Origin of the sequence: Parabacteroides gordonii MS-1 = DSM 23371 (assembly GCF_000969825.1) — a bacterium.
Taxonomy (GTDB): Bacteria; Bacteroidota; Bacteroidia; order Bacteroidales; family Tannerellaceae; genus Parabacteroides; species Parabacteroides gordonii.
Window position 1 is genome coordinate 4,323,838 of the sequence record NZ_KQ033919.1, and the last position, 16,347, is coordinate 4,340,184.

Genomic DNA, 16,347 nt, shown 5'->3' on the forward strand with positions numbered 1-16,347 from the left:
TCGAGAAACATACTACTCGAGACAACAAAAACTGTTCTATGGTGTAATGGTAACACGTCAGATTCTGGTCCTGAAATTCCAGGTTCGAGCCCTGGTAGAACAACATAAAAAAGGTTTGAAATTTATTTTCAAACCTTTTTTTATTTCCTTCATATCCTTCCCTTTTTTCCCCATCTGAATCCGATACTGTCGAGCAGTTGAATGCGGTCATTGTTCAATTTTCCTTTTCTTTTCAGATAGGCCATCCTCATCCACCAGGAATAAAGGGCTTTTTCCTTTTCCTCGCGGGCTGTGACGGAAGGGTATCGCTTGTTCGTGGCGATAAAATCACAAAACTCGGTATATCTTCCAATCCATATCCGGTTCAGCTGTTCTTCCGAGCGGCCATTGCTTGTTGCGCTGATTTCCCATTCAAAACCTATGTCTGTGAGTTTTTTGATCTGCGCGGAAGTCAGTTTGCCTGAAGGGTCTGTTCCATATCTGTAAGCCCTCATTTTGCTGCACCATTTAGCCAGCCTGGTTTCTTCTGAGTTGGTGGCATGGGCCGGCCATCTTCCGTAGTGTGCGTGGTATTTTTTTACCAGGGCAAACGATTCATTCCAGCTTCTTTTCTTCCTGTTTTTCTGCCATGTAAATCCGATTGCATCTAACATCATGATACGTTCTTGGCTCAAACGTCCCTGCAATATGCCGTTTCTTACGCTTTTCTGAGTGGTACACCAATTGTATAGCCGGGTTTCTTCCGGGTTAGATTCATTGGGTACCGGCCAACGTTTTTCGTTGGTCACAAAATCTTTAAGTTTATAATAATTACCTTCCCATTGATCGATGCTTTTTTGCAACTTGGCAGCATCGATCTTGTCGATTAACCGGATTACTTTTTCAGGTAATCTTTCAGGATGATGGTTTCGGACGTATCTGACCCGAACGACCCATTGCCCCAATTCTAATTCTTTTTCGTCTTTAGCCGTAGGAGAAGGCCATCTTTCGTGTTTCTTAAAGAAAGCAATCGTAGAGCGATATTTAATATCTCTTTTTATGCGGATCTTGCTAGGTTTACGTGCTTTACTTTTTTTCTTTGTCCTATTTCTTTGTTCCATCTAACCTTGCTTTATTCGATTTTTGGATATTAATAATCTTGGATACTATAATCAGTTTCCAAAGATATTCAAATATTTGATTTTTAGAGATATATACTTCGTGTTATTTTGTTATTTTGACAAAATGATATTTTTGCAGGTTTGTATGTGCTCTGTACGATTCTGTGTCGTGCTCGTATCTAAATATTTGATTGTACGGAAGTTCTGAAATGTCTTAATGATGTGGTTTCTCTGATATTTGTGTATAATGGTTGATATATGGGTTATGGATGATTAATTTGTTTTGTATTTTATTTAATAGGTGTGATTGTGGTATATTAAAAGGGAGTGGGTTTTGCTCTGCTCTGGAGAAGAAATATGCTGTTTAGCATAGGTTTTGAAGCGTAAAAGTATACTTTCTGATTTTTATTTATAATCTTTTAACATGAAATTCGACTTAACTAGAACCATATCTCGTTTAAAAGGAATTTTTTTTTCGTTTAAAACGAGTTGTAATTTCTTTTAAACGGATTTTAAAATGGACTGTTGATGGCTTATCTGTTAATATATGTATATATAATTTCTTTGGAAGGAGTGGTTTGTGCGCGTGTCGTGTTTTTGAAATAGGTTTATTTGTAGCATATTGATTGATTTGAATAGTGTCTTGGTAGCAATGTGTAATATAAAGCATCCGCAAAATCTCAGATCATGAGATATTTGCGGATGCTTTATTAAATATCAACTATAATTAGTTCTGTTCTTTCAGAATTACGTCGTGTGCACCACCTTCAACGATACTTGTAGAAGATACCAATGTGATCTTGGCATCCTTTTGCAGTGCGGGGATTGTCGTGGCACCACAGCTGCACATAGTCGCTTTAATCTTACCCAGTGTGAGGTTGAGGTTGTCCTTCATCTTACCGGCATAAGGAACGTAGCTGTCTACGCCTTCTTCAAATTTGAGCGATTCCGTTCCGCCCATGTCATAACGCTGCCAGTTCTGGGCACGGTTTGAACCTTCACCCCAATATTCCTTTACATAATTGTTGCCAATGCGCAGTTTCTTTGTAGGAGACTCGTCGAAACGGGCAAAATAACGACCCATCATCAGGAAGTCTGCGCCCATTGCAAGAGCCAGCACCATGTGGTAATCGTGAACCAGACCACCGTCGCTGCAAATAGGAACATAAATGCCTGTTTTTTCTTTATATTCATCGCGAGCCTGGGCTACATCGATCAGGGCAGTTGCCTGTCCGCGGCCGATACCTTTCTGTTCGCGCGTGATGCAGATCGAACCGCCACCGATACCGACTTTAATAAAATCGGCTCCGGCTTCCACCAGATACATAAAGCCTTCCCGGTCTACTACGTTTCCGGCTCCGACCTTTACTTTGTCTCCGTATTCTTTCTTGATCCACTGCAATGTTTCGTACTGCCATTCCGAATAACCGTCGGAAGAGTCGATACATAATACGTCTACTCCGGCTTCAACAAGGGCGGGAACGCGTTCCATATAGTCGCGGGTGTTGATGCCTGCGCCAACCAATAGTTTTTTGTCGGCTCCTGACATTTCGTTCGGATTGTCACGATGGCTGTCATAATCCTTACGGAATACGAAGTAAGCCAGGTTCTGATCCTTATCTATGATAGGCAGGGTATTCAGTTTGTGATCCCAGATAATCTGGTTTGCTTCTTTTAATGTGATGCCTACTTCACCGACGATCAGTTTGGAGAAAGGAGTCATAAACTCTTTTACTTTTGTGGCAGGATCGTCTTTCTCAGCGCGATAGTCGCGGCTGGTAACTAATCCCAGTAGTTTACCGTTAGGCGTTCCGTCGTCGGTAATGCCGATGGTGGAATGTTCTGTCTGGCTGACCAGGGCAATTACGTCGGCCAGAGTGTTTTCCGGAGTCAGGTTGGAGTCGCTGGTTACAAAACCGGCTTTAAATTTCTTTACCTTTCTTACCATTTCTGCCTGGCTGGCGATAGGTTGTGAACCGAAAATGAATGAAAGTCCTCCGTTGCGAGCCAGTTCAATTGCCAGTTCCGGGCCGGATACTGATTGCATGATAGCTGAAACGAACGGGATATTTAATTCGATAGGAGACTTTTCGCTGACATTGTGCTTCACAAGTGCCGTTTTCAGTACAACATTGGAGGGTACACACTGTTTAGTGGTCAGGCCGGGAATAAGCAGGTATTCTCCGAAGGTTCTTGAAACATCGTTTAAGTAAACTGCCATAGTGATTAATATTTACTGGATGAATTTTTGTGCAAAAGTACTGAATTCTCCTCAGATATGTTTTCATTTCATCGCATTTTTCATACTAATTAAAGGGGAATATTTCGGTATAGGCCGGAGCCGGAACTTTTTCAATGAGTAAAATGTTATATAAGTGAATTTAAAGAGGAGGAATATTTTATGAAAATGGTAGTAGATAAGGCAAATTCACGCGGATATGCAAACCACGGATGGCTTAAAACTCATCATACATTTAGTTTTGCTAATTATTATAACCCGAAAAGGGTACATTTCGGCAAGTTGCGTGTTTTGAATGACGACACGGTAGCTCCGAGCGAAGGTTTTGATACGCATCCACATAAGAATATGGAAGTGATCTCTATTCCGCTGAACGGTTATCTGCGACATGGCGACAGTATAAAGAACAGTGAAACGATTACCCCGGGCGATATTCAGGTAATGAGTGCCGGAACAGGTATTTTTCATAGCGAATTCAATGACAGTGCCGAACAGCAGCTTGAATTCCTGCAGATATGGGTTTTCCCGCGTGAGGAAAATACGGTTCCGAAGTACAACAACTACGATATTCGTCCGCTGTTGAAGAAGAACGAGTTGTCGCTAGTCCTTTCGCCGGACGGTGAAACGCCCGCTGCGATCAATCAGGACGCCTGGTTCTCGATCGGCGAGTTAGATGCCGGACAGATCAAAGAGTATAAGTTCCATCGCGAAGGCATGGGAGTCTATCTTTTTGTTATCGAAGGAGAAGTGGAAGTGAGCAATACGGTTCTTTCCAAACGGGATGGTGCCGGCTTTTATGATACGGACAGTATTACTGTCGAAGTGTTGAAAGATGCGAAGATTTTGCTGATGGAAGTTCCGATGCAGTAAGTGTATCGATTCTTATAAAAAGGGTTCCGGGTATTTAGCCGGAACCCTTTTCTTTTTTATGAAGATCCTTAATAATCTCTATCGGACAGAAAATCGATCATTCGCAGGATTGCACGGCTGCATGCCGGACAGAAAGGCGCATAATCGCGCATCATACAATGATCCATCGGGCGGTAAATCCCTTTCGAAATATAGCCGCCACCTTCAAATACGCCGGCTTTGTCTTTATGAGCGTCATCCAGTGGTGTAGGGATCGGTGTATTGGCTGGCAGAAGGTCTTTCCATTTGCTGTCGAAGTCGACCAATGTCGTGATATTCGGTTCCCACGGTTCATATTTCAAATTGTAAAAGTCCTGGTAAGCCACTTCGGAAGAGAAGTATTCATCCGCCAGTCCGGCAAAACTGTGTCCGAACTCGTGAACGAATACATGTTGTGTCCGTTCGTTGTCGGCTGTGCCGATAGCATAGAAATTATACATGCCGCCACCGCCGTATGTGTCGGTATTTACCAGAATAAATACAGCGTCGCACGGAACATTCCATACGGCATCGCGAATCGATTTCATATCGGGAGTAGTCAGGTAACGATCGACGCCGAATGTGTAGTAGCCCGAATTCAATGCGGTATTCTTGTAGATACCTTTTCCGGAAATATCGGTTCCGGCATCTTCGGAAACCAGGTCGACCGCCCAGATGTTGAAATCTTCCCGGCGGGTTGTGTAGGGAGGAGTGTTAAACAGGGACTCTGCAAACTTCTTGGCATCGGCTACAAATTTATCCTGATCAGTGGCTGTGTAACCTTCTGCTATAAATACCAGGTCTACTTTTTCGCTTGGGTCGCCTTTGTGTTGGATTTGGGTAATTTTATTGTCTTTCAGCTTGCCCCGGTCAATGAAAATACTGGTCGGGTCGATATCCATTTTAAGCAGTGAGTGAAATTGCATATCAGCTTTGTCGCGGGCTGCTATTTCCACAACGACCGTTGTTTTAGGATAGGGGACGGAGATGCTGTTGGTCCATGCCTGGGTTTCGGTTTTGGCCTGCTCGGTAGAACGCCATTCCTCGAACAGCGTATTGAAGCCGCGTGAGTAGATTAACTCGTTGCTACCTTTATCATATATATTTACATAATAACCACCATAATTAAATTTGTCGATCAAGTTCTTGACAGGGCCTCCCCATACCGGTTCCTGGCGCAGTTGCTGTATGGCGGCTGACTGGAATTGGGAATTCCCGCTTAAGGCAAAGTCTATCCGCAGGCTTTTTTTCTCGAAATGTTTACTAAATTCGCCCTGTGCAAAGCTATTAAGGCTGCAAAGGACGGCGATTAGAAATAAGGAAATCTTTGTTCTCATATTTTCGTGTTTTTATTAGGTGTTCTTTGTACGCACAAATATAATGTATTTTGTAGATTTGTGGTTCTAAAATGTTGTGATATGTTTACAGAAATAAGAAGAAAAGACAGAATATTGGATAATGAGTCGGCTGTCCGGCTGTTGGAAACCGGGGAGTATGGTTTTCTTGCTATGGCCGGGGCGAACGGTTTTGGTTATGGAATACCTATCAGCTATGTGATGGACGACGAAAGCCATATCTATTATCACTGTGCCCCGGAAGGATACAAACTGGAATGTATCACACAGAATCCGAAAGTAAGTTTCTGTGTAGTAGGTGCTACCCGGTTGATTCCGGGAGATTTCACTACAGCTTATGAGTCGGCCATTGCCTTTGGAACGATCCATACCGATCTGCCTGATGAAGAGCGGTTGCACGCTTTGCGGCTGCTGGCAAAGAAATATTCGCCGGAATACGAGGAGCGGGGTGAAAAGTATATAGCCAAATCGTTTCACCGGACGAATATTTTACGGTTGGACATTGAACATATCTCCGGTAAATGTAAACGGATCAAAGGATAGAAGTGTATATAAATAATTAATCCCGGGAAATATTCCCGGGATTAACCCTCTCTTAGTTATGATCGAGGTACCTTGAATTCATCTCATTAGGTAGCTCTTATCGCCTTTTGCCTTTTATCTAACCTATCTCTTTTTCCTAAATCTTTGTTCAAAGTTCGCCTATTCCTTCTGTTTGGCCAAACTTATTTGATGGATAGAATTTATAACGAGATAGACAGAATCTATTTTGTTGTTAATTTCGAGTGGAAAGTGAAAGTTTTTTGTATAAGTAGTCTTTGAATTATAAAGTTTGACTTACTTTGCAGATGCATATAAAAATGGCGGTGATGGAAAATACATTAGTTAAACTACAATTGCTGACAAATTTTTTCACTTACTATCCCAAAGGAGGGGCTTTGTACGATAGTAACGGACAACTGGTCGCTCTAAATAAAGCAATGAGCGAGAAGTTTCCAGTGACGGCTGTGTCTGATTTTCTTTTGAATAATTTATTTGAAACGAATTACCTGTCGGATATACAAAAGACTTATTTGCGAAAAGGCAGTGTTGTAAGTCATACTTTACCTATGGGATTTTCTATTATCCCAGGGTTTAACGAAGATAATGAAATTATAGGATACACCTTGCTATTAACGGATTCAGATCCGGAAGAACAAGATATCGCACGTTATGACCAGAAGTTGCAGGAACTAACGGACATTTCAAAAAAAGTGGCCGAATCTGTTCCTGACACGATTTTGCTGGTGAACAGCCAACTGGTTGTGGAACGTATTATTGCCTATGCCACGGAAACCTGTATTACTCCCGAAGCTGTAAACCGGCGTATAGACGATTTGCCCGGATTTATTTATCCGGAGGAGACGAAGAGAAATATGTCTGTGATCGTACGAAAATGTCTGGATACCTCGGAGGTTATTAATCTGGACTTGTCTATTCCGGGACATAATGTGCCTGTCGTTTACTTTAAAATAAGAATGGTTCCGCTGCATCATAAGTATGTTGTGATTTATATCCGTAATATTTCCGAGCAGGTTGAAAAAGAGAAAGAGAATAAGATGCTGGCCGGTAAGCTGACGGAAAGCCGTACGATGATGGAACTGGCTTTGAAAAATAGCCATATCACCACTTATTCTTTTAATTTTCAGCGTTTCAAAGCATGCGATAAGGAGCATTGCAACCATTGTTTCCAGTTTTACGGAGCCAATAATTATCTGCTCGACAGGAATAAATATATCTGCCGCGCTCTGTCTAATTTGCGCCATCCGGATGATCGGGCTGACTTTTTCCTGTTGTTCAATGAGATCAGAAATAAAAAACTGCCGGAGTTTGCTGTGAACTTCCGCTTGAAGAACGACGAGGGAGAATTCAGGCATTATGAAGTGATAGGCAAGCCGTTGGAATATGACCCGGATGGTTTTGCCAACCTGATCGTTGGATGTATGGTCGATAACCAGAAGTATGTCGAATATGAACAATCATTGATAGAGGCAAAAGAAAAGGCGGAGAATGCCGACCTGCTGAAATCCACTTTCCTGGCCAATATGACCCACGAAATCCGTACTCCGCTGAATGCGATAGTCGGTTTCTCCGATCTGCTTTCCATTGAGACAGATCCGGAATTGCGGGATACCTATGTCAGTCTGATAAAGACAAATAATGAATTGTTGCTTCGTCTGATAAACGATGTGTTGGATATATCCAAAATCGAGTCGGGGATGGTGGCTTTTGCCTATACCGACGTCTATCTCCCTTCCGCGATGCAAGATATGCATAGTGTGATGCAGTTGCGGATGCCTGAAAATGTAGAGCTTATACTGGATCCTTGTCCGGATATTACGTTCAGGACAGATAGAAGCCGTTGGATGCAAGTGTTGAGCAATCTGCTTACCAATGCCATGAAACATACCAGGCAGGGCTCTATCCGTTTCGGATATAAACTGGTAGGCGATTTCCTGCATTTCTATGTGTCCGACACCGGCGAGGGAATACCCGAGACAGATCTGGAACATATTTTCGGCCGTTTTGTCCAACTGAAAGGCGCCAATAACGGTATCGGCCTGGGGCTGGCAATCTGCAAAGGACTGGTGAACCGGATGGGAGGAGAAATGTCCGTCTCCTCCAAAGTAGGTGAAGGCTCGACGTTCCGTTTTACCTTGCCATTGGCTAACGTTCTTTCATAAAATCGGTCGGAGACTTGCCGTATTGCTTCTGGAAACAGGTAGAGAAATAGGCCGGAGAGGAGAAACCTGTCCGGAAGGCTATTTCATTGATACGGTTTTCTCCCGTTTGCATCAGTTCGGCGGCTTTCTTCAACCGGGTTATCCTGATAAATTCGACAGGCGTTAAACCGGACAGGCCTTTTACTTTCCGGTAAAGGCTGGATGTGCTCATACCCATTTCCGACGCCAGCATTTCGACACTCAGGGCTTCGTTAGAAATATTTTCTTCCAGATAAGTATTGAACTTTCGTAGGAAAAGATCGTCGACAGTAGAGACTGCCAGTGTGGCGGCCGGTACGGAAGGCGTTTCACGATAGGTTTTGGTGAGCATTTCCCGGCTTTTGAGCAGATTGAGCACCTGGGCTGTCAGCAGTTCTATGGAGAATGGTTTTTCCATATAGGCGTCGGCTCCGTTATTCAACCCTTTCAAACGCGACTGAAGGTTATGTTGCGCCGTCAGCAGGATGAACGGGATATGGCTGAAATTGACGTCGTTTTTCACCACGTTGCAAAGCTCGAAGCCGTCCATGACAGGCATCATGACATCGCTGATGATCAGGTTCACCGTATTTTCTTTTAATAAGCCGACCGCTTCTTTACCGTTGGCGGCTTCGAGCACGCGGTATGTTTCGGATAATTCTTTTGCGATGAACTGGCGCATATCCGTTTGATCCTCCACTATCAGCACGGCCGGCTTTTCGGCGTTTTCTTCCTTTACATCCGGATTGGCAGCATCTTCCGCGCCTTTTTCGGGCATCAGCTGGTAACAATCTTCCTGCTCTTCGGGTAAGACGAGCTGGAATTGATTCTTTCCATCCGTCGTTTGCTGGTAGGAGAGGGTTCCTTTGTGGAACTCGGTCAGCGACCGGGCTAGGGACAATCCGATGCCGCTGCCCTGCTGGTTTTCCGTCTCTTTCAGGCGGTAGAAAGGATTGAAGATATTTTCCTTTTCGCTTTCCGGGATCAGCAGCCCGTCGTTGATTACGGTGATGGAAAACTCTTTTTTATCTTCCTGTATCTGCATGTGCAGGAAGATATACCGATCCGAATATTTGATGGCATTTGTCAGCAGATTATTTACGATCTTGGAGAAAGCCTCCCGGTCGATGTAGGCAAAATAGGGGCCTTCCGGTATATTGCAGGTGAAGGATTTTTTCTCCTTTTCCATCACCGGAAGGAAAGGTTGCAGGAGGGTGTTCAGCCAGAGCGTGACATCCGTTTTTACATAATTCAGTTTGAAGCCCCAGCTTTCTGTCTTCCGGAAATCAAGCAACTGGTTGCTCAGGTTGAGCAGTTGCTGGGTATTTTTTTCTATGATCCGCAGATTCTCCTTGGTGGAGACTGTGCCGTCGCCGGAACGGAGTATTTTCTCCAAAGGCGCTTTTATCAGTGTCAATGGCGTACGTATCTCGTGGGTGATGAAGGTGAAGAACTGGATTTTAGCATCGTATAGTTCCTTTTCTTTTCGGCTCTCGAATAAATCTTGGTTGATGCGGTGTTTCTCTTCCAGTTTCGCTTTCTTATAATTGTAGAAAAGTACAATCAGGATGCAGATGAGCACGGCATACAGGAAGAACGCCCAGCCCGTTGCCCAGAACGGGGGAGTGACGATGATATGCAGTGCCTGCTCGTTCTCCTGCCAGATCCCGCTGCTGTTGGTGGATCTCACCTTAAAAGTATATTCGCCGGGGGAGAGGTTGGCGAAAGTGACATCCTTATTCTGGTTCATGTAATTCCAGTCTTTGTCTACCCCCTCCAACTTGTAAGAATAGCGGATGGCATCCGGCGATGTATAGCTGAGGGCGATATACGACAAGGTGAACGTGGAAGCGTCGTAAGGCAACTTGAGCGTTTCCGTATTCTCGATAGAAGGGGAGGCAAGGCTGTGCCGGTTTTCTTCATTGTTTGGAATATGGATGGCCGTGATATATACCGGGGGGGAGAAGGTGTCTTCCCTGAACAACGACGGGTTGAACGACAACATGCCGTTTATCGTCCCCATATAAATCGTCCCGTCGGGAGCCTGGTAAGAAGAACTGTAATTGAATTGTGTTTCATGCAGTCCATCCGTATAAGTGAAGGTGCGCATGGCATAGGTATCGGGATTGAACCGCACCAGCCCGTTGGCGGTGGATAACCAGAAAAAATGATCCTTGTCTTCCACGATCCGGTAAATGATATTGCTGGGCAGCCCGTTCTCGGTGGTGATCCGGTTGAAGGATTGCGTTTCCCGGTTGAACAGGGAAAGGCCGTTCACCGTAGTCACCCAGATCCGCTTTTTGGAATCTTCAAAGACGGAGGTGGCGTTGTTGCTTCCGATGCTTTGCGATTTGTTCGGGTCGGCGGTGTAATGTTCCACTTCATTCTTATCACGCAGGTAATGGTAGATGCCGCTGGCCGTTGCCGCCCAAATATCCCCTTCGCTGTCTTCGTAGATTTGCCGGATCAGGGCATAGATGTTATTCCAGCGGCTGAACGATTCCGTCTGCTTATTATAAAGCATGATCCCGCTGCCGGTTCCGATCAGGAATTCGTTATTGCGGGTCTTGTAGAAACAGAGGACAAAGTTATCGTTGAGCGGATTGCCGGGCGTTTCGCGCGAGTAACGTTTGACGATTTTCCCGGAAGGAATGTCGAGTACGTCTATACCTTTATTATATGTACCCACCCAGAGACGGTTGCCGTCGGCCAGCAATCCGTGGATGTTGGTTGCCGACAGCGGGTGTTGCGGGTTGTTGTAAGAGTAGTTGGTGATCTGCCCGGTTGCCGGGTTGTAGCAGTTGATGCCGTTATCCTCTGTTCCCAGCCACAGGTTGCCGTATTGGTCGGGCACGATTTCGCGGATCGCGTTGCCCGGCAGTTGGGGGTGCGTCTTTCCGCCGATGAAATGGTTGAACCGCGTGTACTCTTTCGGCAGGTAGCTGATACCGCCGAAGAATGAGCCAGCCCACATGCCCCCTTCGCGGTCTTTGGTGAGGGAATAGATGGCGTTGTCGGCAATGGTATATTCGTTGGTCAGCGATTTGCGGAGGTTGACGACCGTCTGGTTGAGTATATTATATATGTATATACCCGATTCGGAAGCGATCCAGTAAGTATTGTTGTTGTAAGGGGTGATGGCACGAACCTGTATGTCCGGAATGATGGTCGTGACGGATTGATCCTGATATTTGTAAAGCATCAATCCCGCAAGGTTGGTTCCGGCCAGTATGCCCAGTTCGGGAACCTGCCGGATGGCCTGTATGCTGATTTGTTTTTTTACCTGTTGCTCGGTCAGGAGGTCGATCTTCTGGAAATTATCCGATTCCGCTTTGTAGAGGTATAAGGCTCTCTGGTCGGAGAAGAGGGGAGTCCCTTCGTCTGTCAACGTGATCTGGTTCGGATAGAAATTCTTTTCCGCCGGATAAACGCGGGAACTGCTGTCGGCCGGATTGTAACGGACGATGCGGTTATGCCTGATAAACCATAGCTGGTGGTCTTTATCTTCGGTGACGGCTGAAAACGACTCCGGCTCGCTTTGGGCGGCCGACAGGCGGAAAGGATGGAACGTGTCTGTCTGGTAATCATAGTAACAGGTTCCCCCGGAGGTGCAGATCCATATTTTGTCGTCGGAACTTTCGAAGAGGTGGCCGATATGGTCGTTCGGCAGGCTGTTGGAGTTGTAGGAATTATGTCGGTATATCTTGAAGGTATGTCCGTCGAAGCGGTTTAACCCGTCCTCCGTCCCGAACCACATGAAACCTCTCCGGTCTTGCAGCGAACTGTAGATCGTATTGTGCGATAATCCTTGCTTATTGTTGTAATGCCTGAAATGTAGTTCTTCCGCCGACCCACCGACAGAGCGAAGCAGCAAAAGCAGGCATGTGATAAGATAAAGATGTATTTGTTTCATGCAGGCAAATATAAGGACAAAACGATTAAATCTTTATCTGTAAAATGGGAAATATGCGCCAAATAGCGGCCTTTTCATGCCTTTGAATGATTATTGAAAGATTCTGCACGATAATTGAAAGCCTCTCTGTCAGGAATATAATTACTTTGCCTCCAGAAAAACAAATGAATTTTCAATGTAATAACTTTAAATATCAAGTAGCATGAAAAAGACCTTTTTAGTATGCTGTGCGTTGGCACTTACGCTGGGTGCACAGGCGCAATGGAAGCCCGTCGGTGATAAGATCAAGACAAAATGGGCGGAACAAATCAATCCGAAAAATGTATTACCCGAATACCCGCGTCCGCAATTGGAGCGTACCGACTGGGTGAACCTGAACGGTGAATGGGAATATGCCATCAAGCCGAAAGGACAGGCCGAACCGGCTTCGTTCGACGGAAATATCCTGGTGCCTTTTGCTGTGGAATCTTCCTTGTCGGGTGTCCAGAAAGAAGTAGGTGAAAATAATGAATTATGGTATAAACGGACGTTCTCTGTTCCGGCTAACTGGAAAAGCAAAGATATTGTCCTCAACTTCGGTGCAGTAGACTGGAAAGCGGATGTATTCGTGAATGACATCCTGATTGGTTCACACCAGGGCGGTTTCACTCCGTTCTCTTTCAATATCACTCCTTATCTGACAGGCAAGAGCAACCAGAAACTGGTGGTTCGCGTATGGGATCCGAGTGATAAAGGATATCAGCCGCGCGGTAAGCAGACTTCCAATCCGGAAGGTATCTGGTACACTCCGGTAACAGGTATCTGGCAGACAGTATGGCTGGAACCGGTTGCAACCAATCATATCACTTCTGTTAAATCTATTCCGGATATCGATAACGGAACAATGAACGTGACAGTCGGAACTTCAGCTCCTTGTTGCAATACTTCCGTAGTAGAAGTAAAATTGCTGGACAAAGGACAGGTGGTGGCATCTGCCAAAGGTCTGCAAGGAAAAGAACTTCGCCTGGCTGTGCAGAATCCGACTCTTTGGGATACTTCCAATCCTTATCTGTATGATATGAAAGTATCGTTGATCAAGGACGGTAAAGTGCTCGACGATGTTAAATCGTATACTGCTTTCCGTAAAATTTCAAGCAAAAGAGATGCAAACGGCGTTATGCGTATGCAGTTGAACAATAAGAACCTGTTCCAGTATGGCCCGCTCGACCAGGGTTGGTGGCCCGACGGATTATATACGGCTCCGACCGACGAAGCGCTGTTGTATGATATCGTTAAAACAAAAGATTGGGGATTCAATATGATCCGTAAGCATGTGAAGGTAGAACCTGCCCGCTGGTATTATCATTGTGATAAGGAAGGTATCCTCGTTTGGCAGGATATGCCGAGCGGCGACATGGGTAACCAATGGGCTCCTCATACTTACAACGGCGGTACGGATAAAGACCGTTCGGCTGCATCTGTTGCCAACTATTACCAGGAATGGAAAGAGATCATGGACATGTGTATTTCATATCCTTCTATCGTTGTCTGGGTTCCTTTCAACGAGGCATGGGGACAGTTTGACACCGAAAAAGTGGCTGAATGGACAAAGAATTACGATCCTTCCCGTCTGGTGAACCCGGCCAGTGGTGGTAACCACCGTGCTTGCGGCGATATCCTCGACCTGCATAACTATCCGGGCCCGAACATGTTCCTGTATGATCCGCAGCGTGTAACGGTATTGGGCGAATACGGCGGTATCGGTCTTCCGTTGGAAAACCATCTGTGGTGGAACAAACGTAACTGGGGATATGTACAGTTCAAGAACAGCGACGAGGTGACTGCCGAGTACGTGAAATATGCCGACGACCTGAAAGGCATGGTCGACCGTGGTTTCTCTGCCGCAGTTTATACCCAGACTACCGACGTAGAAGGTGAAGTAAACGGTCTGATGACTTACGACCGTAAAGAAATAAAGATCAATGAAGCTGCTGTAAAGAAAGCAAATCAAGCAGTAATTAACCAATTATCAAAATAAGCAGAAGGTGTAAGTAATCACCAATCAAGGGAGTTGTGTTATTTCCCGGGGAGAAAGAGTTATTTCTCTCCGGGAAATTTTTTTGTTTTATGTGAGAAAACAATAATTGTATGCTCGTTGTTCACTTATTGCCTATCTTGTGTAAATCAATTATAATCTGTACATTTGCCGGATAAAAGAATATGATAATGAAATATAATACAGAAGAAAAGAAATTGGTTATGCCCGAATACGGACGCAATATCCAGAACATGGTTGATTATTGTGTTGCTATTGAGGACAGAGAAGAGCGGAAGCGCTGCGCCAATACGATAATCAACATCATGGGAAACATGTTTCCCCACCTGCGTGATGTAAACGATTTCAAACACATTTTGTGGGATCACCTGGCTATTATGGCCGACTTTAAACTGGATATCGATTACCCGTACGAGATCGTGAAGAAAGAAAATCTTTACGCCCGTCCGCCGCGTATTCCTTACAATAATAACCGTATCCGCTACCGCCATTACGGAAAGACATTGGAGTTGATGATCCGTAAAGCGACCGAACTGAATCCGGGTGTTGAAAAAGACCAGCTTATCAAACTGCTGGCTACCCAGATGAAGAAATCGTTCCTTACCTGGAACAAAGAATCCGTTGACGACCGTAAGATATTTAAAGATCTCGACGAACTGTCAGGCGGAGCTATCGTATTGAGTGAAGAAGTGCATAAGCTGACTGAAAGCCGCGATATCCTCGCGCGTAATAATACTAACAAAAAGAATTATCCCCGTAAAAGCCGATGAGTTCATTTGTTATAGAAGGTGGATATAAATTATCGGGAGAGATCACTCCGCAAGGCGCTAAGAACGAAGCCCTCGAAGTGATCTGTGCCGTTTTATTGACTCCGGAGAAAGTAACTATCCATAATGTGCCGGATATCCTCGATGTAAACAACCTCATACAGCTACTTCGCGATATGCAGGTGAAAGTCGACCATCCGGCAGCCGATACCTATACCTTCCAGGCGGATGCCATCGATCTGGATTATCTGAATACAGATGAATTCATTCGTAAAAGTGGCTCCCTGCGCGGTTCGGTGATGATTGTCGGCCCATTGGTTGCCCGCTTCGGAAAGGCATTGATCCCAAAACCGGGAGGTGATAAGATCGGTCGTCGTCGGCTGGACACCCACTTTGTCGGTATCCAGAAGCTGGGTGCCTGCTTTAGCTACGATGCCGAACGCCAGCTCTACGAGATCGAAGCCAAACGTCTGAAAGGCGCCTATATGCTTTTGGATGAAGCCTCGGTGACCGGTACCGCCAATATCCTGATGGCCGCTGTGCTGGCAGAAGGAACCACCACCATCTATAATGCCGCTTGTGAACCCTACCTGCAACAACTCTCTTCCATGCTAAATCGGATGGGAGCACGCATCTCGGGCGTAGGTTCCAACTTATTGACTATCGAAGGTGTCGACTCGCTCGGTGGAACGACCCATACCATCCTTCCCGACATGATCGAAGTCGGCAGTTTCATCGGTATGGCCGCCATGACCGCTTCCGACATCACCATAAAGAATACCGGATATGATAAATTGGGAATTATCCCCGAATCATTCCGCCGTCTGGGTATTACCGTCGAACAGATCGGTGACGATATCCATATCCCTACTCACGAATCGTATGAAATAGATACCTTTATCGATGGCTCTATCATGACCATTGCCGATGCGCCCTGGCCGGGACTGACTCCTGACTTGCTGAGTGTCTTCCTGGTAGTGGCTACACAGGCCGTAGGTAGTGTGCTGATCCATCAGAAGATGTTCGAAAGCCGCCTGTTCTTTGTCGACAAGCTGATCGACATGGGGGCACAGATCATCCTTTGCGACCCCCATCGGGCAACGGTGATCGGGCTCGGTAACCGTTTCAAATTACGCGGTTCCAACATGGTGTCGCCGGATATCCGTGCAGGTATTGCCCTGCTGATCGCTGCGATGAGTGCTGAAGGAACCAGCCATATCCACAATATCGACCAGATAGACCGTGGATATCAGAATATCGATAAACGTTTGAATAGCATAGGAGCCCGTATCACACGGCTCTGATATTC

At 45.4% G+C, this 16,347-nt stretch carries 10 protein-coding genes and 1 tRNA gene; 7 read left to right on the top strand and 4 right to left on the bottom strand.

The genetic code is table 11. The features are described 5' to 3' along the window. Positions 1–32 precede the first annotated feature (32 nt). Positions 33–103, top strand: a tRNA-Gln gene (locus tag HMPREF1536_RS16320). Positions 104–149: 46 nt separating this feature from the next. On the opposite strand, the gene HMPREF1536_RS16325 is transcribed toward HMPREF1536_RS16320, so the two are convergent. Further along, entirely contained in the window at positions 150–1,100 is a 951-nt protein-coding gene (locus HMPREF1536_RS16325; RefSeq protein ID WP_044191353.1) for a helicase associated domain-containing protein, read from the bottom strand. Positions 1,101–1,827: 727 nt separating this feature from the next. Further along, on the bottom strand, positions 1,828–3,321 hold the full coding sequence (locus HMPREF1536_RS16330; protein ID WP_028726314.1) for an IMP dehydrogenase: 1,494 nt from the start codon (positions 3,319–3,321) through the stop codon (positions 1,828–1,830). 180 nt (positions 3,322–3,501) lie between these two features. On the opposite strand from HMPREF1536_RS16330, the gene HMPREF1536_RS16335 reads away from it, so the two are divergent. Next, positions 3,502–4,209, top strand: a complete 708-nt coding sequence (locus HMPREF1536_RS16335; protein WP_028726315.1) for a pirin family protein — start codon at positions 3,502–3,504, stop codon at positions 4,207–4,209. A 68-nt stretch (positions 4,210–4,277) separates the two neighbouring features. Here HMPREF1536_RS16335 and HMPREF1536_RS16340 read toward each other — a convergent pair whose 3' ends face one another. Continuing rightward, positions 4,278–5,564 carry a M64 family metallopeptidase gene (locus HMPREF1536_RS16340; protein ID WP_028726316.1) on the bottom strand — a complete coding sequence of 429 codons (1,287 nt, stop codon included), beginning with the start codon at positions 5,562–5,564 and terminating at the stop codon, positions 4,278–4,280. An 81-nt stretch (positions 5,565–5,645) separates the two neighbouring features. On the opposite strand from HMPREF1536_RS16340, the gene HMPREF1536_RS16345 reads away from it, so the two are divergent. Together HMPREF1536_RS16345 and HMPREF1536_RS16350 are read left to right on the top strand one after the other, a co-directional pair. Next, positions 5,646–6,125 carry a pyridoxamine 5'-phosphate oxidase family protein gene (locus tag HMPREF1536_RS16345; protein ID WP_028726317.1) on the top strand — a complete coding sequence of 160 codons (480 nt, stop codon included), beginning with the start codon at positions 5,646–5,648 and terminating at the stop codon, positions 6,123–6,125. Positions 6,126–6,451: 326 nt separating this feature from the next. After that, entirely contained in the window at positions 6,452–8,305 is a 1,854-nt protein-coding gene (locus HMPREF1536_RS16350; protein ID WP_028726318.1) for a PAS domain-containing sensor histidine kinase, read from the top strand. On the opposite strand, the gene HMPREF1536_RS16355 is transcribed toward HMPREF1536_RS16350, so the two are convergent. Continuing rightward, on the bottom strand, positions 8,289–12,236 hold the full coding sequence (locus HMPREF1536_RS16355) for a hybrid sensor histidine kinase/response regulator transcription factor (RefSeq protein ID WP_028726319.1): 3,948 nt from the start codon (positions 12,234–12,236) through the stop codon (positions 8,289–8,291). The two genes, HMPREF1536_RS16350 and HMPREF1536_RS16355, sit on opposite strands and share 17 nt — an antisense overlap. 202 nt (positions 12,237–12,438) lie before the next feature. Between HMPREF1536_RS16355 and HMPREF1536_RS16360 the strand changes: the two genes are divergently transcribed. The 3 genes from HMPREF1536_RS16360 to murA all read left to right on the top strand — a co-directional run bounded on the left by HMPREF1536_RS16360 (position 12,439) and on the right by murA (position 16,342). Then, positions 12,439–14,253 (top strand): glycoside hydrolase family 2 protein, encoded by a 1,815-nt coding sequence (locus tag HMPREF1536_RS16360; RefSeq protein WP_028726320.1) that lies wholly within the window; start codon positions 12,439–12,441, stop codon positions 14,251–14,253. Positions 14,254–14,441: 188 nt separating this feature from the next. Then, positions 14,442–15,041 (top strand): DUF4290 domain-containing protein, encoded by a 600-nt coding sequence (locus HMPREF1536_RS16365; RefSeq protein WP_028726321.1) that lies wholly within the window; start codon positions 14,442–14,444, stop codon positions 15,039–15,041. Then, the gene (gene murA, locus HMPREF1536_RS16370; protein ID WP_028726322.1) at positions 15,038–16,342 is read left to right on the top strand and encodes a UDP-N-acetylglucosamine 1-carboxyvinyltransferase; all 1,305 of its coding nucleotides are present in this window, start codon (positions 15,038–15,040) and stop codon (positions 16,340–16,342) included. The genes HMPREF1536_RS16365 and murA overlap by 4 nt, the downstream gene beginning before the upstream one ends. Positions 16,343–16,347: the final 5 nt, after the last annotated feature.